This window comes from Marinospirillum celere, from assembly GCF_900112235.1.
Taxonomy (GTDB): Bacteria; Pseudomonadota; Gammaproteobacteria; order Pseudomonadales; family Halomonadaceae; genus Marinospirillum; species Marinospirillum celere.
Map to the genome: position 1 here is coordinate 19762 of NZ_FOLH01000003.1, position 18090 is coordinate 37851.

At 50.1% G+C, this 18090-nt stretch carries 15 protein-coding genes and 3 tRNA genes; 13 read left to right on the forward strand and 5 right to left on the reverse strand.

Features of this window, described 5'->3' with window-relative positions; genetic code table 11:
* Positions 1-74 precede the first annotated feature (74 nt).
* The 5 genes from BM185_RS07165 (at position 75) to BM185_RS07185 (ending at position 1370) form a co-directional block, all read left to right on the forward strand.
* Positions 75-151 (forward strand) — tRNA-Met (locus BM185_RS07165).
* A gap of 91 nt (positions 152-242) precedes the next feature.
* Positions 243-318 (forward strand) — tRNA-Asn (locus BM185_RS07170).
* 37 nt (positions 319-355) lie between these two features.
* Positions 356-431 (forward strand) — tRNA-Asn (locus BM185_RS07175).
* Positions 432-520: 89 nt separating this feature from the next.
* Positions 521-928, forward strand: a complete 408-nt coding sequence (locus BM185_RS07180) for a hypothetical protein (protein ID WP_091961402.1) — start codon at positions 521-523, stop codon at positions 926-928.
* The gene (locus BM185_RS07185; protein WP_091961405.1) at positions 921-1370 is read left to right on the forward strand and encodes a YqaA family protein; all 450 of its coding nucleotides are present in this window, start codon (positions 921-923) and stop codon (positions 1368-1370) included. The genes BM185_RS07180 and BM185_RS07185 overlap by 8 nt, the downstream gene beginning before the upstream one ends.
* A 6-nt stretch (positions 1371-1376) precedes the next feature.
* Here BM185_RS07185 and BM185_RS07190 read toward each other — a convergent pair whose 3' ends face one another.
* Positions 1377-2684: a M18 family aminopeptidase gene (locus tag BM185_RS07190; RefSeq protein WP_091961407.1), complete on the reverse strand. Its 1308-nt coding sequence runs from the start codon at positions 2682-2684 to the stop codon at positions 1377-1379.
* 162 nt (positions 2685-2846) lie between these two features.
* Between BM185_RS07190 and BM185_RS07195 the strand changes: the two genes are divergently transcribed.
* Positions 2847-4919 (forward strand): carboxy terminal-processing peptidase, encoded by a 2073-nt coding sequence (locus tag BM185_RS07195; protein ID WP_245751727.1) that lies wholly within the window; start codon positions 2847-2849, stop codon positions 4917-4919.
* Between the two features lie 36 nt (positions 4920-4955).
* On the opposite strand, the gene BM185_RS07200 is transcribed toward BM185_RS07195, so the two are convergent.
* Positions 4956-5693, reverse strand: a complete 738-nt coding sequence (locus BM185_RS07200) for a class I SAM-dependent methyltransferase (RefSeq protein ID WP_091961410.1) — start codon at positions 5691-5693, stop codon at positions 4956-4958.
* 140 nt (positions 5694-5833) lie between these two features.
* Between BM185_RS07200 and miaB the strand changes: the two genes are divergently transcribed.
* The 6 genes from miaB to BM185_RS07230 all read left to right on the forward strand — a co-directional run bounded on the left by miaB (position 5834) and on the right by BM185_RS07230 (position 13076).
* A complete protein-coding gene (gene miaB / locus BM185_RS07205) occupies positions 5834-7186 on the forward strand; it encodes a tRNA (N6-isopentenyl adenosine(37)-C2)-methylthiotransferase MiaB (RefSeq protein ID WP_091961412.1) in 1353 nt (450 codons plus the stop codon).
* 31 nt (positions 7187-7217) lie between these two features.
* A complete protein-coding gene (locus tag BM185_RS07210) occupies positions 7218-8321 on the forward strand; it encodes a PhoH family protein (protein WP_091962707.1) in 1104 nt (367 codons plus the stop codon).
* On the forward strand, positions 8318-8827 hold the full coding sequence (ybeY, locus tag BM185_RS07215) for an rRNA maturation RNase YbeY (protein ID WP_091961415.1): 510 nt from the start codon (positions 8318-8320) through the stop codon (positions 8825-8827). The genes BM185_RS07210 and ybeY overlap by 4 nt, the downstream gene beginning before the upstream one ends.
* Positions 8824-9702 (forward strand): CorC family transporter, encoded by an 879-nt coding sequence (locus BM185_RS07220; protein ID WP_091961419.1) that lies wholly within the window; start codon positions 8824-8826, stop codon positions 9700-9702. Before ybeY ends, BM185_RS07220 begins: the two co-directional genes overlap by 4 nt.
* Positions 9692-11215 carry an apolipoprotein N-acyltransferase gene (lnt, locus tag BM185_RS07225; RefSeq protein ID WP_091961421.1) on the forward strand — a complete coding sequence of 508 codons (1524 nt, stop codon included), beginning with the start codon at positions 9692-9694 and terminating at the stop codon, positions 11213-11215. Before BM185_RS07220 ends, lnt begins: the two co-directional genes overlap by 11 nt.
* Positions 11216-11519: 304 nt before the next feature.
* Positions 11520-13076 (forward strand): methyl-accepting chemotaxis protein, encoded by a 1557-nt coding sequence (locus tag BM185_RS07230; protein WP_091961424.1) that lies wholly within the window; start codon positions 11520-11522, stop codon positions 13074-13076.
* A gap of 10 nt (positions 13077-13086) precedes the next feature.
* Here the strand turns inward: BM185_RS07230 and BM185_RS07235 are convergent, their stop codons facing one another.
* Both BM185_RS07235 and BM185_RS07240 read right to left on the reverse strand, forming a co-directional pair.
* Positions 13087-13617 carry a zinc ribbon-containing protein gene (locus BM185_RS07235; protein WP_091961426.1) on the reverse strand — a complete coding sequence of 177 codons (531 nt, stop codon included), beginning with the start codon at positions 13615-13617 and terminating at the stop codon, positions 13087-13089.
* Between the two features lie 34 nt (positions 13618-13651).
* A complete protein-coding gene (locus BM185_RS07240) occupies positions 13652-15373 on the reverse strand; it encodes a bifunctional protein-serine/threonine kinase/phosphatase (RefSeq protein WP_091961429.1) in 1722 nt (573 codons plus the stop codon).
* Positions 15374-15566: 193 nt separating this feature from the next.
* On the opposite strand from BM185_RS07240, the gene ppa reads away from it, so the two are divergent.
* Positions 15567-16094, forward strand: a complete 528-nt coding sequence (ppa, locus tag BM185_RS07245; protein ID WP_091961432.1) for an inorganic diphosphatase — start codon at positions 15567-15569, stop codon at positions 16092-16094.
* On the opposite strand, the gene BM185_RS07250 is transcribed toward ppa, so the two are convergent.
* Entirely contained in the window at positions 16082-18034 is a 1953-nt protein-coding gene (locus tag BM185_RS07250; RefSeq protein WP_091961436.1) for a putative bifunctional diguanylate cyclase/phosphodiesterase, read from the reverse strand. The two genes, ppa and BM185_RS07250, sit on opposite strands and share 13 nt — an antisense overlap.
* Between the last annotated feature and the right edge of the window lie 56 nt (positions 18035-18090).

Genomic DNA, 18090 nt, shown 5'->3' on the forward strand with positions numbered 1-18090 from the left:
AAATAAAAAAATATGCCCGATTTTGCTTTCAAGGCTTGCTAAATGCCTGAACTTGCTTATAATGCGCACCCGTTGGCTATGTAGCTCAGCTGGTTAGAGCACATCACTCATAATGATGGGGTCCCCTGTTCGAATCAGGGCATAGCCACCAACTTTTGCATCAGGCAGTTATTAAAGCTCAAGGGGTTGACCTGAAAGCTTTTTTACCTAGAATGTAGGCCTCTGCAAAGTAAGTCCAAGATTCCCGGATAGCTCAGTCGGTAGAGCAGTTGACTGTTAATCAATTGGTCGCAGGTTCGAGTCCTGCTCCGGGAGCCAAAGCTTACTCAGATCCAAGTGCAAAAGTATCTAATGTTCCCGGATAGCTCAGTCGGTAGAGCAGTTGACTGTTAATCAATTGGTCGCAGGTTCGAGTCCTGCTCCGGGAGCCATTTAGACTTCCCCCAGCCTCACCTTGAAAGTTTGCAAATCCTAACCAGCTGATTAAGATAACAAGTCTTCACTCAATAAAGGTTAGTGAATGCCTTCATCTTCGTCACTGCGCCCTCCTTGCCCACCCGGTGTTTGCGATTGTCAGCGCGAACAACTTCTGGCCGACCCTGCAAGTGACCTGAGCATTCTGCGTTTGACCCGTAAAGAGGAAAAACGCCTTCTGGAACGTCTGGAAGAATTAACGTCTCTAGAAGACCTCAACCACCTGCAAAAGCGTATGCAAGAGCAGTTGGGCATAGAATTAAAGATTTACCCGGGTCCCAATGAAGTGCGCAGCCCCAGAGGGCTGGTATTCGAATTTTCAGAGCAGCCCGGACTCTGCCGCAAAATTCGCCAATCCTTACCCACAGCCATCAGACGCAGCATGAACCAAAAACCGGAAATTCTTTACCAACTCCTTGATAGCTACGACCTCTTCGGCAACCACCATGCTTGAAGGTTTTTTCTTTACCTATCCACTGGTCTGGGTTTTTGTGATCAGCTTTCTATCGGCAACGCTCTTGCCCGGTGGATCCGAAGCCTTAGTCATTGCACAAAGCTGCTTGGGGTTGGCGCTGTTTCCTTTGTGGGCTGTAGCCACAGTCAGCAACACCCTGGGCTCCTGGGTGAACTGGATCCTGGGGCGCTACCTGTTGCGCTTTGAACACCGGCGCTGGTTCCCGGTTAAACCAGAGCAGCGAATGAAAGCCGAACGCTGGTTTGCCCGCTGGGGCGTCTGGTCACTTGTTTTTGCCTGGCTTCCTGTTGTCGGCGATCCCCTCACCCTGGTTGCCGGTGTACTCAGGGTTCACTGGCTTCCTTTCTTGCTTTTAGTGGGTCTGGGCAAGGCTCTGCGCTATGCCGTCATTTTGGGTGTCGCCGCACTGGCCGGTTGCTAAGCAGTCCTAAACTCTAGCCGCCTGAATAAAAGCCACCAGGGCCCTGGCCAGATACCAGGGGTCCTGACTCCCCACGGTTTCACGGATCGAATGCATTGCCCATTGAGGCACACCCACATCCACCACACGAACTCCCAGGCGGGTTGAGGTCAAAGGGCCTATAGTACTCCCGCAGCCCATATCAGTCCGCACCACAAAACGCTGGCAAGGAACCTGCGCCTGACGACACCAGGCATCAAATAGAGCACTAGTTTCACTGGAAGTGGCATAACGCTGATTGGCATTAATTTTAATGACCGGGCCAGCATTTATTTTCGGGCCATGGTTTTCGTCATGCCGGTCTGCAAAATTGGGATGCAGGGCATGGGCATTATCACAGGAAATCATCAGTGAACGACTAATCAGCTTTTGATAAGAAGCTTCATTGCCTGATGTCAGGCGTCTTAGCACGCTTTCCAGAAAGGGACCTTCGGCACCCAAAGCAGAAGCACTACCCACCTCTTCATGATCATTACAAATCAAAAGGCTGGTGGCATCCTGGGTTTGATCACAAGCAATCAAGGCTTCCATACCAACATAACAGGACAGGAGATTATCCAGCCGGGCTGAAGCAAGGTACTCCTTATTCAAGCCCACATAAGCTGGTGGCTGAACGTCATAAAAACTGAGGTCATAATCCACTACTTCAGTCACCTGTCGACCTTCTGCTTCCAAGCAGGAAGCCAGCCACTGACGAAAAGCAAAAAGCGGGTTTTGGCTGACATTCAACTGCCCCAAAATGACGGGCAGATGTTTCTGAGGGTTGGCCTCAACACCCTTATTAGCTTCCCGATTAAGGTGAATGGCCAGCGAAGGAATAATAGCCAGCGGCTCCCTGGCATCAAAGAGGGCTTCCTGGATTTGCCCCTGAGCATCCAGGTAGTGAACCTGGCCCGCCAAGGATAGGTCACGATCAAACCAGGGATGCAACAAAGCGCCGCCATAAACCTCCACGCCCAACTGCAGACAGCCATTACGAAAAATTTCTGCTTTGGGCTTTACCTTCAAACAAGGGCTGTCGGTATGTGCACCCAGCATGCGAACGCCAGTCTCTTGCGGCTCTTGCAAGCCCTGGCGCCAAGCGACTATAGATTTACCACCCCGAATAACCAGATAACCCTGACCCGGCTCTAACGACCAGTCTTGATCTTCCTGTAACTCCTGAAAACCAGCTTCTTGCAACTGGCGGCGCATCACTTCAACCGCATGAGCCGGGGTCGGGGAGGCCTGTAAAAAATGGATCAAACCTTGATTAAAAACGTCCAGTTGCTGCATTTCTCTACCTTTTTACTCAGTGAACACTTGTTGTAACTTGGTAACCTCGGGGCTGTCATCAACCGCTGCATGGGTTATGCTTGAGGCTATTGATAAAACTTATTCTATTTTTAAGACTCTACAGCTAGTAGTTTCCAACCTGTGCACAGGAGTACTAACCGAATGCAAACCGTTCTATTGCGATGGGTTTTCATTAGCCTGCTGACGCTGACTCTAGGTCTGGGTCTGAGCTTGCAGGCTAAGGCTGAAAACTCATCGCGTGAGTATACACCGCTGACCGAGCTGGAACCCAGTAGCTCACAGCGTCAGGTTGCCAAAGAAATCACACGCTTGCTGACCTACCAGCATTTTGCCGATATCACCCTGGGTAGTGAACTTGAAAAACAAACGCTTGAAAACTATCTCAAACAACTAGACCCCAGCAAAGCCCTTTTGGTTCGCAGTGAAGCTGAAGCCCTGCTCAAGCGCACTGATGAACTTGAAGCAGCTCTACTGGAAGGCAAGCTGGAATTTGCCTATGAGATCTATGTTGAAATCACTGGCCGCCACCAAGAGCGTTTGGAACAAAATCTCATGCTGCTTAGAGAGCAGCTGGATCAATTTGATTTTGAAAGCGACCAGCGTTTCCAGGCCGACCGACGTGAACTGGAATGGCCCGAAACCCAGGAAGAAATAGATACTTACTGGCAGCAGCGCTTAACCCATGAGCTCTTGAGCCTGATGGATGCTGAGCAATCCATTGAAGAAGCCCGCGACCTCTTGGTTCGTCGCTACGAAAACCGCCTCAATCGTTTGCGTCAAACCAACAGCAATGATGTCTTCCAAAGCTTCATGAATGCTTTCACCACCACTATTGATCCCCATACCGGCTATATGACGCCAAGAAGCAGCGACAGCTTTAATATCCAGATGAAACTGTCACTGGAAGGCATAGGCGCCATGTTGCAAACGGACAATGAATACACCAAGGTTGTCAGCCTGGTGCCTGGTGGTCCCGCAGATCGCCAGGGTGAACTTGCGCCCACAGACCGGATCATCGGTGTTGGTCAGGATGAAGATGGTGAAATTGAAAATGTCATAGGTTTGCGCCTGGATGAAGTCGTCGACAAAATTCGTGGCCCCAAAGGCAGTATTGTTCGCCTTGAGGTACTGGCTGCCGACAATACCGATAGGCGTATTATTGAAATCGAGCGCAATGCAGTTCAACTTGAAGACCAGGCTGCCAGTAAACGCATTCTGGAAACCCAGGTTGATGGCGAAACCAAACGCATCGGCGTGATTGAAATTCCTACCTTTTACTTGGATTTTGAAGGCCAGCGCACCAGTCGCAGCGATTACCGCAGCACCACCCGCGATGTCAGACGCCTGATTGATGAACTCAAAGAAGAAGGCATAGATGGCCTGGTCATTGATTTACGCAACAATGGCGGTGGCGCCCTTCAGGAAGCTAACAGTCTGGTTGGCTTATTTATTCCCCGCGGCCCGGTCGTCCAGGTCAAGGATGCTGATGGCAATGTGCAAATTCTGGGCGATAACGATGGCCGAGTGCATTATGACGGCCCCTTGAGTGTGGTTATCAACCGCCTGTCTGCTTCAGCGTCTGAAATTTTTGCCGGTGCCATCCAGGATTACGGGCGGGGCGTGGTTGTCGGCCAGCAGTCTTTTGGCAAGGGAACCGTGCAAACCATTCTTGATTTAAGTGAAGGTCAGCTGAAAATTACCCGCGCCAAGTTCTACCGCATTTCTGGTGGCAGCACTCAACACAAGGGAGTGATTCCTGACATCAGCTTCCCGCCCTTATTTGACCCTGAGCGCATAGGGGAAAGTGCTTCAGAAAATGCCCTACCCTGGGATCAAGTCAGCCCGGTTATTCCTCCACGCGAGTCACCCATTAAGGCACGCCTGGATGACCTCAAGGCCCTGCATCAAATCCGTATTCAGGAAGATCCCAACTTCCAGTTCCTGATTGCCCAGTCTGAGTGGATGCAACGCCATAATGGTAGCCCCAGCATCAGCTTGAACCGTGAGCAACGCCACCTGGAAAAAGAAAAGGAAGAGGCAGAGCAGTTAGCTATGGAAAACCGTCGCCGGGAAGGCTTGGGTCTGGAACAGCTCAGCAGCTTAAAAGATGAAGAGCCTGAAAACCCCCATGATCGTGAGCCTACGCCTATTGATCAGGCCATGCTCGAAGAAGCAGGGCGTATCCTGATGGACTTTGCCCGACTTAACCACTAATCAATCGTTGTTTGGGGGCAAGGAAGCCCGCAAATTTCAACTGCTTGCCTGCCTGGCCTCACAGGCATCACCCGGCAAACGACCAAAGGCTTTAGGGGTTTTACGCTTCATCAAATAGACTTCCTCAATTACGCCGTCACCCCGCTCCTCTCTCTGCAACCGTTCTATCCTAAAATTCGTTCCATAAAGCCGATCCACTTCTTCGGCACTGATATTAAACGGCGGGCTCAGCCGCTCTTCAGGTGCCTGGCGGGTTACCAGCAGGATTTGTGCACCTGGTCTTAGGCATTGGGCAAGAAAAAAGGCATAGTTCTGGCGGGTTGCAGGGGGTAAAGCAACCAGGGCAGCCCGATCATAAACCGCATCCACCGAGCGCAGCATTTCCTGACGCAAATGAAAGACATCACCTGCCACAAACAACAAAGCCCCTTGATAAGCAAGATACAAGTCTTTTTGCTGTGAATAACGCACCGCTTCCTGGCGAGTTGCCAGGAAGTCTTCTTGCGCTTTGCGGGAAAAATCCACCCCGATCACATCATGCCCTTCCGATAAAAGCCAACTCATATCCAGGCTTTTACCGCACAGAGGAACCAGGACTCTGGCTTCAGGCGCGAGCTTTAAACGCGACCAGAAACGCTGCAAATGCCGGTTAACCTGAGACTGATGGAAACCCAAATCTTCTTCGCGCCAAACTTCTTCCCAGTAGGCTCTATCCACACCACCTCTCCTGTTCATCAAACTATCCACCAAATCTGTGGATAAACTTGTCAGCATCTCTAGAATAACCAGCCCGGACCCAGTAGACCAGCCTGGATCTGTAACTGATGAAATTTTGTTCGCTGGCCCTGATCAGCCATCCACCTGTATAATCGCTGCTCTTTAATGCATTCAAAGCAAAGGTTGGTTATTCACTCATGACTCAGGTCAGCACTCAAGCCCCCAGTAAGAAGCTCTTCATCAAAACCCATGGTTGCCAGATGAATGAATATGATTCTGCGCGCATGGCTGATTTGTTGGGTGTTTCCCACCAGTTAGAGTTAACCGATAACGAAAATGAAGCCGACGTTATCCTTCTCAATACCTGCTCCATTCGTGAAAAAGCCCAGGAAAAAGTCTTTCACCAACTGGGGCGCTGGAAGCAACTCAAGGAAAAGAACCCTGAACTCTTGATCGGTGTTGGCGGCTGTGTGGCCAGCCAGGAAGGTGACAAGCTACGCCAGCGCGCGCCTTTTGTGGATATGGTTTTCGGTCCCCAAACCCTGCATAGGGTTCCAGAGATGATCGATGCCACCCGCTCCCAGAAGATTCCTATGGTCGACGTTACTTTTCCAGAAATTGAAAAGTTCGATAATCTACCTGCGCAACAAGTGGAAGGGGTCACTGCCTTTGTCTCTATCATGGAAGGCTGCTCCAAATACTGTACCTTCTGTGTTGTACCCTACACTCGTGGCGAAGAAGTATCCCGGCCCTTTGAAGCTGTCATGAAGGAAATTCAACACCTTGCCGATGAGGGTGTCCGTGAAGTCAATCTGCTTGGTCAGAATGTCAACGCCTACCAGGGCAGCAATGTATCCGGGGAACTCATTGACCTGGCCGAACTGATCAGTTGTATTGCCGCTGTTGATGGCATTGATAGAATCCGCTTTACCACCTCTCACCCGGTGGAGTTTTCCGATAGTCTGATCCAGGCCTACAAAGACATCCCTGAGTTGGTTAGCCACCTGCACCTACCTGTACAGTCAGGCTCGGATCGCATTCTGGCCGCCATGAAGCGGGGCCACAACCGGGATGAGTACATCAACAAGATGGAACGCATCAGGGCCAACCGCCCCGACATCAGCTTTTCATCTGACTTTATTGTCGGCTTTCCCGGCGAGACAGAAGAAGACTTCCAGCAAACCCTGGATTTAATTCGTCGCATTGGTTTCGACCTCTCCTTCTCTTTTGTATACAGTGCACGCCCTGGTACTCCTGCGGCTGAGCTGCCTGACAACACCCCTGAGCAGGTCAAAAAAGAACGCCTCTACCAATTGCAGGCACTGATCAACGAGCAGACCCAACAGATTGCCCGACGCATGGTCGGCACCCGCCAACGTATTTTGGTAACCGGCTTGGCACCCAAGGACCCCGGACAGTTTTCAGGCCGTACGGAAAACAACCGCGTGGTCAATGTCTCTTCCGACCAACCAACCGATTATATTGGTGAATTTGTTGATGTCATCATTGAAGAGGCCTACTCTAATTCATTAAGGGGACGTCTTGCCTAATTTCATCCATCAACCAGAGGACAGCAACCGCTTGAACCGACCACAACAAGAGTCTGAAACTGCAAAAACCAGCAACCAAAGAATTGTCCAGCTCGCACTTCAGCCAGCAGATAATCAACGTCTGGCTAATCTCTGCGGCCTCCAGAATGATCATCTGAAATTGATTGAACAACGCCTGGGAGTCAACCTTCGTAACCGAGGACATGAGTTTCAGATCACTGGTGAAGCACGCCGAGCCAATATCGCAGCCAGCCTTCTGGAACAGCTCTACAAGGATACGGCCAACGAAGACCTCAATCCGGAAAGCATTCACCTGCACCTGCAAGAAGCTGGATTGGAAGCCCTGGAAGAAGAAGGGGTAGCTGATAACGCCACCCAGCAGATCAGCCTGCGTACGCCAAGAATTACCATCAAGCCACGTGGCAGCAATCAACAGGCTTACGTTAATACCATACGTCAGCAGGATATTAACTTTGGCATAGGCCCTGCTGGCACAGGCAAAACCTACCTGGCCGTGGCCTGTGCGGTTGAAGCCCTGATGAAGGATGAAATTCGCCGTATTCTGCTGGTCAGGCCTGCGGTTGAAGCCGGTGAAAAGCTGGGCTTTCTGCCCGGCGACCTGGCCCAGAAAATCGACCCCTATCTGCGTCCACTCTATGATGCGCTCTATGAAATGCTTGGCTTTGAGCAAGTCGGAAAAATGATTGAAAAAAACGTCATTGAAGTGGCTCCCTTGGCGTTTATGCGGGGTCGCACTCTTAACAATGCCTTCGTTATTCTTGATGAAAGCCAGAACACCACCCGCGAACAAATGAAAATGTTCCTGACCCGTATCGGCTTTGGAACCACGGCTGTCATCACTGGTGATATTACCCAGGTTGACCTGCCCAAGGGCACCCATTCAGGGCTTATTCATGTTCTGAAAGTATTGGATGAAGTTCAGGGTATCGGCATCACCCGCTTTGAAAACCGGGATGTTGTTCGCCACCCCCTGGTACAGCGTATTGTTGAAGCCTATGACAACAGTGAAGAAGCTGAAGAAATAGAACGCCAGGCCCGGGAAGCGCAACGGCAGGAAGAAAGGGCCCAGCGGCAGGAAGCCTTTATCAATCAGGCCGCAGGTAAAAACTCATGACCCCCTGGGTTGATATCCAACTGGCAACCAGCCAGCCTGAGGTCTGCCCAGATCTCAATCAATTAACAACCTGGGTGCGGCTGGCTCTGTTGCCATCCACACCTGAAGCCTGCGAATTAACCCTGCGCTTTGTTGATGATGAAGAAAGCCAACAGCTTAATGCAAGCTACCGGGGCAAGAACCAGCCAACCAATGTGCTTTCTTTTCCTTTTGATGCAGACATTGATTTGGCCGCTGAAGGTGAGTTAACTTTACTGGGTGACCTAGTCATCTGTGTTCCCCAGGTGCTGCGTGAAGCCGAAGCACAGCAGAAGCAGCCTCTGGATCATTGGGCGCACCTAGTCATTCATGGTACTTTGCATTTGCAAGGCCTGGATCATCAGGAAACTCTTGAAGCAGAGGCGATGGAAACCTTGGAAACACAACTTCTGGCAGAATTAGGAATTGCTGATCCCTATGCCAGCCCTGAAAGCAACAAGCAGCAGGTTGACTCACTAGAGCCATGAACGAAGACCGATCGAGCCGGGGGCAACCCCCGAAAAACTGGTTTGACAAACTCCTTGCAGCCTTTACTGCAGAACCCAAAAATCGCCAGGAACTGGTTGATTTTCTCAAGGACGCTTCTGAACGTCAGCTCATAGATTATGAAGCCCTGACCGTCATTGAAGGGGCCCTACAATTAACCGACATGCAAGTGGGCGATGTTATGATTCCCCGCTCCCATATGGTTGTCGTGGGCATTAACCAGCACCCCCGTGATTTTCTGCCTACCCTGATTGAATCAGCTCACTCACGGTTTCCGGTAATTGGTGAAACAGCGGATGAAGTCCTGGGTATTTTGTTAGCCAAGGACCTGCTGCCATTAATTATTGATCATCAGGCTATGGAGAACTTTGATATTCGCCAAGTGATTCGTCAGGCCACTTTTGTTCCCGAATACAAACGCCTCTACTCCATGCTGCGAGAATTCCGTGAAACCCATAATCATATGGCAATAGTGGTTGATGAATATGGTGGAACTGCAGGCTTGGTTACCATTGAAGATGTTCTCGAACAAATTGTTGGGGATATTGAAGATGAACATGATGTCGAAGAAGAAGCCGATATTCGTGCTGCTGACCAAGGCACTTACTTGGTTAAAGCCTTAACCCCCATCGATGATTTTAATGAGTTCTTCAAAATGAATTTTAGTGATGAAGAATTCGATACACTGGGCGGCATCGTTATGCAAAAGTTTGGCCATCTGCCACGCCGAGGCGAAACTGTTGTGCTGGACGGCCTGGAGTTCGCGGTAATCAATGCTGACAACCGGCGAATTCGACTATTACAGGTGCGCCAACTCAGCCAGGATGAAATAGCTGCCCTACCCGATGAAGACTAAACTGGCCCGAAGCCATCAACAACTGCTCGCTCTAGTTGCTGGGGCCAGTATCACCCTGGCTATGGCACCTTTTCATATCTGGCCGCTGGCTCTCTTCGCCCCTGTTTCTCTATTACTGCTGCTGAACCCACTTAAACCGTCGCAAGCCTTCGTTACAGGCTGGTTTTTTGGTTTTGGTGTTTTTGCCAGCGGGGCTTCCTGGGTGTATGTCAGCATCCAGGTTCATGGTAACACACCGGTTCCCTTGGCTCTGGTGATGACTTTTGCTTTCGTCACCGGGCTAGCACTTTTCTTTGCTTTGCACGCCTGGATCTGGCAGCGTTTTCTTAGTGGCAGCGGATGGCTGCTCAGTTGGCCAGCCCTCTGGGTGCTCATGGAAGCCTTTCGATCCTGGTTCCTGACCGGCTTTCCCTGGTTACTGCTGGGCACTGCGCATCTGGAAAGCCCTTTAAGCGGCTGGGCCCCGATTGGCGGTGTTTACGCAGTGAGTGGCCTGAGCCTGCTGATAGGCCTGCTGGTGGTTTGGGCACTACGCCCTCAGTGGTTCCCAGCAATCCTGCCTCAAACTTCTGCTACCAAGCCCTTAAGGGCAGTAGCCCTGACCCTGGGTGGTCTGCTGTTGGTCAGTGGTCTACTCCTCAAGCCCCTGGACTGGACGCAGCCTCAAGGTGCCCCTCTGCAGCTAGCCTTGGTTCAAGGGAATATTCCGCAGGAAGAGAAATGGGACCCCAATAAGCGCCAGGAAATCATCCAGCAATACCTGAACCTCAGTGCCGAAGCCGGTGAAGTGGATGTCTTACTTTGGCCAGAAACAGCCTTGCCACTCACCCCACCACTGGCTCGCCCCTTTTTGCAAGAAGCCGTGGAACAGGCAGGACCAGATGCAGCTCTGGTAACTGGTCTCGCTTCAAGAGTTCCCGACCAAAATCGTTTTTACAATAGCCTGATTACTGCAGGGGAGGCTGAAGGGGATTACCACAAGGTACAACTGGTTCCCTTTGGTGAGTACCTGCCTCTGGAAGACTGGATAAGGGGTGTCATTGCCTTCTTTGACCTCCCTATGTCCAATTTTATTCCAGGTCCTGACCACCCCTCCCAACTAACCATCAAAGATACCCAAGTTGCGCCCTTAATCTGCTATGAAGTCGCTTACCCAGATTTCAGTGCCCGCCAGGCCCTTGGCAGCCATTGGTTGTTAACCGTCTCTAATGACAGCTGGTTTGGGCGCTCTATTGGACCCTTGCAACATTATCAAATAGCACGCTTCCGAGCCTTGGAAACCGGCCGGGAAATGGCCAGGGCCACCAATAACGGCATTACTGCTGTAATCGATCATCAGGGCGGTATCAAAGCCGAGTTAGAGCAGTTCACGACAGGGGTACTTACAGCCGAAATCCAGCCCCGCACAGGCACCACGCCTTTTATGCACCTGGGCTCCTGGCCACTTTTTATTATCTGCCTGACTGGCTTGGCTTGGAAAACACTCCCCCGAAGAAGTAGCCGCAAGCCTTAACTTTACTCATCCACATAGTGTTTATTTTTGTATCTCGGTTGATGTGCATCAAACATAAAATCACCATGATAACGATGGCTTTCAAAACAATCTCTTGGCGTAATAAATTAATATAAAATTAAACACTCTAGCCAAAAGTATTATGTAAAAAGATGCTTTTAAATAGTTTCAATAGCATTAATTTGATTGACTCAAAATCTTAGATAACGATAATGGCGCCGGGCACAGTTAGAAATACAAAATATTAAAAAATGACCTGCAGAGCTTACCGTGATCCACTCAACCAATTGGCTGCTATTAGACGATGCGAAATAACCAACCTGTCACCCAAAATGAATCCAAATACCCTGCAGGTGTCCGCCTGGTCTCAACAACAGACCTGAGAGGTATCATTACTTATGCCAATGCTGACTTTTGTAAAGTCAGCGGCTACAGCTTAGAAGAACTGGTTGGTCAAAACCATAATATGATTCGGCACCCTGATATGCCCGCTGAAGCCTTTGCTGATTTATGGGCTACTCTTAAAGCTGGTGAGTCCTGGATAGGTGTTGTCAAAAATCGTTGTAAGAATGGTGATTATTATTGGGTCGATGCCTATATCACTCCAATTTATCAAAATGATCAAATCGTTGGCTATCAATCGGTCAGAACCAAACCTTCCAGCCGTCGTGTAGCCGATGCCAACCGTCTCTATCAGCGTTTAAAGCAAGGCAAACCCACGCATAGTCGCCCACTTCCCCTCCTGCATTTGAACTTAATTGGCCTGGCTTTTTTAGCCCCCTTGATCACCTGGCTGGGAATGCAATGGGCAGCTAATTTTGCCTGGCTCTGGTTAGCCCTGCCGTTGCTTAGTGGCTGCCTGGCCTGGCTGGCACTCAGCCCGGTACGGGAGTTAAAACAACTGGCCCTCAAGGTCGTTAACAACCCCTTGGCACAAAAAGTATTTACCCAAAGGCGGGATGAAACAGGCGCAGCCAGCTTGGCTTTCTACACCTACCGCGCCAGAACCCGAACCATTCTGGGGCGCATGGACGACACTCTTCAGGCGCTGCGTGACATCATTGGTCAACTCAATATCCAAGTTCAAACCAATCATCACAATCAGGATGAGCAAGAAAAAGACCTTGAACTCATTGCGACAGCCATTCATGAAATGTCTGCCAGTATTCGTGAAATCGATTCCAGTATTCAGGAAAATAGCGAGCATATTGAAAGCTCGAATAATACCTGCCGAGACGGCCGGGAAAAAATTGAAGCCAGCTCAGTGAAAATCCAGCAAGTCTGCCAAGAGTTGGATAAAGCCTCCACTGAAGTCGATAAACTCAGTAAAGCCAGCGATGAAGTGGATCAGGTGATGGATCAAATTGCGGGTATTTCCGAGCAAACCAACCTGCTGGCTTTGAATGCTGCCATAGAAGCGGCCAGAGCTGGGGAGCAGGGGCGAGGCTTTGCGGTAGTGGCTGATGAAGTTCGCCAGCTTGCTGCCCGCGCCCAGGCCTCAACTGAAGACATTCGCCAAACTCTGGAACAGATTCGCGGTATCGTCAGCACCGTGGTTGGTCAAATGGAAACCAGTGGCCAGCGGGTGGGACAAACTCGCGAGCAGATCGAGCACTCCATTGAAAGCTTTAGAGCCATAGAAGAAGCTTTTGGCAATATTACACTTCGTGAAGCCCAGGTAGCTTCCGCTGTCAGCCAGCAGCGTTCGGTAGCCGATGAAATCGATCAGCGCATACTATCCATTCGTGACCAGGCAAGCAGCACCCTGGAAAGCTCTCACAAAGCGACCCTGGCCCTTGAAGAACTCAAGAGCCAGGGGCAGCAGTTGGAATCAACCATCAAAGCTTTTTCTTATGTCTAGAATTTAGCAATCAGGCCTGGATATCCAGAGTCTTACGGATAAAAATTCTTTCTTCACAACGGTGGCAGGGTTCCAGTCGATGAGTATAGCTGACTTCAATCTCCTTGCCACAGTTGGCACAGGCAAAGAGTCCTGCCATGGCTAATTCGCCAGCATGATAAAGGGTGGGGTCTTCACGGCTATCCAAGTCTTCCTGAAGGGTTCGGGCGTCAACCAGCGAAGGATCTGCAACCTGGCGTAGCCAGTGCATAAACTGCTCGCTGAGCATACTGGTTTCTTGCGCTAACCACTCTTTAACACCCTTTTCTGTTGATGCCAGGTGGCTGCGCAAATCCTTGAGGTCTCGTTTCATCCATTGACTAAGAAGCGCTGCTTCCTCGCGAGTCACCCTTTCCAGCTCCTCCTCGGTTTCAACCAGGCGCTCGATTTCCTTGTCGATATCCAATTCTTCACTGGTTTTTTCGACTTCCAAGCGCACCTTGTAAAGACGTTCCACCAACTGATCATATAACTGGGCCAGACGTTCTGCTTGGTCACTCATGATCTTCTCCTAATTCTGTAAAGGCTTCTTTCTTTTAGTAAAACAAACTTAACAGCAAAAGCAAGAGCAAAAGGCCCGCCAAGCCTTTCCAAAAAGCCAGCAGTTGGTCACTGCCGCCAGAAGTCTCCTGATCCGTAAGGTACTCGGGATTGGGTTTTTTCAGATCATAAATAAATTCAGAGAGACGGCGATAACGCAGCTCAGGGTTAGGCTGCAAGGCTTTGCGCAGAGCCGCATCCATCCACACAGGCAGCGAAGACTCCAGCTGAAAGGCAGGAACATACTCTAGACGTGAAAAATCCACCTTGGAATTTAAGTTTTCCAATTGCCCCTCATAAGGGCGCTGCCCGGTCAAAATTTCAAAGGCCAGGGCCGCAATTGAAAACTGATCTGCACGCTCGCCAGGATCACGACCCAGACGATACTCAGGCGCGGAATAGGGCGTTAACCCGACTCGGCGCGCCAAAGTCAGCAAGGGTGGCAAGTCTTTCATACCGGCAACGCCACAAGCGGCAAAATCAACCAGTTTAATAACCCCCTGAGGGTCAACCAGAATATTTTGAGGGGTTAAGTGCTGGTGTATGACCTCCCGTCGATGCATCGCACGTACTGCTTTGGTCAATTGTTCAATTAGATCCAGCCTCACTTTCAGGTCGGCATCCGGGTTTTCGCGCAGCCAAGTATCCAGGGTCCGTCCTTGAATAAACTCCATCAAGTAATACAGCTGGGTTCTGGGCCGCGATAAATCCACCACCTTGGCCACATAGGGCGAACTGACCCGATCCGCCACCCACTGCTGCATAATAAAGTGAGCAATAAATTCTTTTTTCAAGGCCAGCTGAGGTGAAGGGGCCTTCAATACCAGGCTACGGGCTGTCTGAGGATCATAAACCCGATAGATACGACTGGTGGCACTGCGTGATAAAACCTCTTCCACGCGATACCCATCCAGCTCATCACCCGCCTGCAGCTCTTCAGGTACAGGCAGGTTAGAATAAGCCACACCCAAATTATCATTGGCTTCATGGGTAACCTGATCAACCCGCATCAGCTGGAAACAGAAGTTATAGCTGGAATAGCCACGTTTGCTGGCTTTTTCCATGGCCTTCTTGAGGATGACATCACAGGCCTGGTTAAGGTCTTCTGGAAATTCACGTATCAACTGCACAAAATCAGAAGGCATCAGGGTGCCTTTTACTGCCTGGGTGGTAAACAGAAAGATATCGCCCTGTTTGACCTTAAAGTTCAGATAATCAATATCCACACTGGGGTCCATGCCCAGGGCACGGGAAGGATAACGGTAACCGCCCATGTAGGTGGTGTGTTCACGGTTGAGCTGCTGAAATTCAGCGCCTCGCAAACGATAAACCAGTGTATCCCCCATGTGGAACAAATGACCCTGACGCCCTTTGATAATTAAGGTGCTCAAAGAGCTGATATAGCTACCATTGCTCACACTACGACTTTGCGCATATAGCCAGGAGTTAAGTGCAGAAAGCACCTTGTTCGCTGAGGTTTTCGTATCCCAGTTATCCGGAGTGGCAAAGTAATCAGCCATAAAGCCACGGACACAGGTTTCCCCGGCCTGCTTTGCCAAAGCATTACGCCAGGTCGAGTCGGCAATAATGCCAGCAACCCCTTTGATTGCCAGCTGAGAGTCCCGCGGATGGCAGACTGCCATTGATGAACGGGCACTGCGTCTGTCCTGTGCCAAATAGGACTGGCCGTAACTGACCCTTAACTCACCCAATTGCATTGCTGTGTTGATAACCTTTATATCGAATTAGGCAAAACGCCATTGCTGCCCAGTATCACCCGACCTTCGTTAACTTCCAAGTAGCTTACTGTTATCCCTTGGTAGTGTTATTGCAGAAGCCATTGGAGTTATGCGGGGCAGGAACGTATAATTCCCACGCTAAATTTTTTCACTTCTATAGGGTCTAAAGCTGATGAGCTACAACAAGATTCCTGCGGGTAAGTCTCTTCCTGATGATATCAATGTCATTATCGAAATTCCGGCGAATCATTCTCCGGTAAAATATGAAATTGATAAGGATATGGACGCGCTGATCGTCGATCGTTTCATGGCCACACCCATGTTTTATCCAGCCAACTATGGCTTTATCCCTCAAACCCTGAGCGATGATGGTGACCCTCTGGACGTGCTGGTGATTACCCCTCACCCGGTCGAGCCAGGTAGCGTGATTCGCTGTCGTCCTGTGGGCGTACTGAATATGACCGATGAGTCAGGTGCAGATGCCAAGCTGATTGCCGTTCCTCACCCCAAGCTCAGCTCAGAATACAACGGCATCAATGACATCAATGATGTACCTGAGTTGCTGCGCAAGCAGATTGCCCACTTCTTTGAAAACTACAAAGATCTGGAAGAAGGCAAGTGGGTCAAGGTAGAAGCCTGGGGCACAGCTGACGAAGCCCGCGCTGAAATCAAAAAGTCTGCAGCAGCTTACAAAGGCTGAGGCAAAGTAGTTTGCTGGTTGTTTTTCAGCCAGAGCAGGAGCTGGTCAGCGGGCAAAGGTCTGCTGAACCAGTATCCTTGTGCTGTCGGGCAACCTTGATTGGTTAGAAATTCTTGCTGTGCCCTGGTCTCTATCCCTTCAGCAAGCACTTCCAAATCCATTGCCTTGCCCATGGCAATAATCGCCGCAACTATCTCACCACCGGTTACATCACTTGGCAGATCCTTAATAAAACTTCGATCGACCTTTAACTTGTCAATCGGCAGCTGCTTTAAGTAGGCCAAGGAAGAATAACCGGTTCCAAAGTCATCTATAGCCAAAGCCAGGCCAAGGGACTTCAAGCGCCGCAGATCACTTTCTGCCTGATCACCACGGCTGATCAGGGCCGTCTCGGTAATTTCTAGCTCCAAGCGCTCAGCCGGAAATTGCGTGGATTTCAAAACACCCGCAATCTGACTGACCAGTTGAGGTTCAGCAAATTGCCTGGGAGAGAGATTAACTGCCAGAATACCAGGGTCGATCCCCAGATCCAGCCAGCCTTGGAAATCCTTAATGGATTGACTCAACACCCACTCACCCAGAGCGCCTATCAGCCCGCTCTGCTCTGCATGGGGAATAAATTCCATTGGCGGAATCAATCCGGCGTCAGGGTCCTGCCACCGCATCAGCGCCTCTACGCCTTTGCATTCACCGGTCTGCAAGTCGATCAGGGGTTGATAGTGAACACGCAGCTCATCATTGCTTAAAGCTTTGCGTAAACGAGCTTCCATGGACAGATATTGCTGCGCTTTTTCGGTTAATTCCTGGCTGTAACTTGAATAGGTATTGCGGCCTGAGTCCTTGGCTTTATAGAGCGCGGCATCAGCATTACGTAACAGCTCTTCAGGGTTACCGGCATCTTCAGGGTAAATACTAGTGCCTATGCTGGCGGTCATCCAAATCTGCTGGCTGGAAGCCAATTCAAATGGCTCTTTGATGACATCCAGCACCTGAGCGGCCAACTGGTAAAGCTCATTTGAATTATGCATTTGTTCTAAAGTCAGCAAAAACTCATCACCACCCAAGCGGGCCAGCAAACACTTGTCACCAAAATGATTTTGCAAGCGCCGTGCAACAGCAATAATCAGCTCGTCTCCGGCCTGATGCCCCAGACTATCGTTAAGTGTTTTAAAACCATCCAGGTCCAGAAGTAAAGCTCCGACCTTGCGATTCCAGCGCCCGGCACGAATCATGGCATTTTCGAGCTGCAAAGAAATAAAGCTGCGATTGGGAAGGTCCGTTAGGGGGTCATAGTGAACCAGTCTTTGCAGTCGGGTATTACTTTCTTCCAACTGACTAACATCCGCAAAAACCACCAAATAACGATTATCGCCATCACCTTCAATCCGATTAATCGTCACCCAAAGATGGCAATGGCTACCATCCTTGCGCCTTTCCTGTATACGGCCTTGCCAATGCCCCAAACGCAGTAGCTGTTTCCAGATTTCCCGATAAAAAGCTGAGGTCTGATCACAATTAACCAGAAGGCTCAGGCGTCGCCCTTTCAGGTCACCTTCACGGTAACCAAGAATGGTTTGCGCTGCCGGGTTCATACTTTGAATTCGTCGCCGTGTATCCAGCAACAGTAAGCCTTCATTGGTTGCTTCATAAAAAACACCGGCCTGCTGAAGCTGTTGGCTGGTTTTCATTAGCCGCTTAATTAATTTGTCTTGAACCTTCAAGGCTCGGTACACCAGCCAAGCAATTAACAAACTGCTTAAACTAATAAAAATCAGTCCTTTACGCGTCTGCAGCTGCGTTAGGGTTGAAGGGTCTAAATTCAGGGAGTCGATAAACGCATCACTATAGATAATCCACAGGGCACTGACCACGGCATAGATGCCTGCCACCTTCAGTACTGGAGACAGCTTGGCTAGAGATCGGTGACCGGGCAATTTCATAGATTTCCTTAAACAGAAGCCAGAAAACAATTTCTCAGCATTCGGCAAATTTTTTT

Bases quoted from the DNA above. Each gene is read 5' to 3' on its own strand.
- ybeY (WP_091961415.1), top strand. From the start codon at position 8,318: ATGACCCCCTGGGTTGATATCCAACTGGCAACCAGCCAGCCTGAGGTC.
- BM185_RS07190 (WP_091961407.1), bottom strand. From the start codon at position 2,684: ATGCAGCAACTGGACGTTTTTAATCAAGGTTTGATCCATTTTTTACAG.
- BM185_RS07230 (WP_091961424.1), top strand. From the start codon at position 11,520: ATGCGAAATAACCAACCTGTCACCCAAAATGAATCCAAATACCCTGCA.
- miaB (WP_091961412.1), top strand. From the start codon at position 5,834: ATGACTCAGGTCAGCACTCAAGCCCCCAGTAAGAAGCTCTTCATCAAA.
- BM185_RS07180 (WP_091961402.1), top strand. From the start codon at position 521: ATGCCTTCATCTTCGTCACTGCGCCCTCCTTGCCCACCCGGTGTTTGC.
- BM185_RS07195 (WP_245751727.1), top strand. From the start codon at position 2,847: ATGCAAACCGTTCTATTGCGATGGGTTTTCATTAGCCTGCTGACGCTG.
- BM185_RS07200 (WP_091961410.1), bottom strand. From the start codon at position 5,693: ATGCTGACAAGTTTATCCACAGATTTGGTGGATAGTTTGATGAACAGG.
- BM185_RS07240 (WP_091961429.1), bottom strand. From the start codon at position 15,373: ATGCAATTGGGTGAGTTAAGGGTCAGTTACGGCCAGTCCTATTTGGCA.
- ppa (WP_091961432.1), top strand. From the start codon at position 15,567: ATGAGCTACAACAAGATTCCTGCGGGTAAGTCTCTTCCTGATGATATC.
- BM185_RS07220 (WP_091961419.1), top strand. From the start codon at position 8,824: ATGAACGAAGACCGATCGAGCCGGGGGCAACCCCCGAAAAACTGGTTT.
- BM185_RS07250 (WP_091961436.1), bottom strand. From the start codon at position 18,034: ATGAAATTGCCCGGTCACCGATCTCTAGCCAAGCTGTCTCCAGTACTG.
- lnt (WP_091961421.1), top strand. From the start codon at position 9,692: ATGAAGACTAAACTGGCCCGAAGCCATCAACAACTGCTCGCTCTAGTT.
- BM185_RS07235 (WP_091961426.1), bottom strand. From the start codon at position 13,617: ATGAGTGACCAAGCAGAACGTCTGGCCCAGTTATATGATCAGTTGGTG.
- BM185_RS07185 (WP_091961405.1), top strand. From the start codon at position 921: ATGCTTGAAGGTTTTTTCTTTACCTATCCACTGGTCTGGGTTTTTGTG.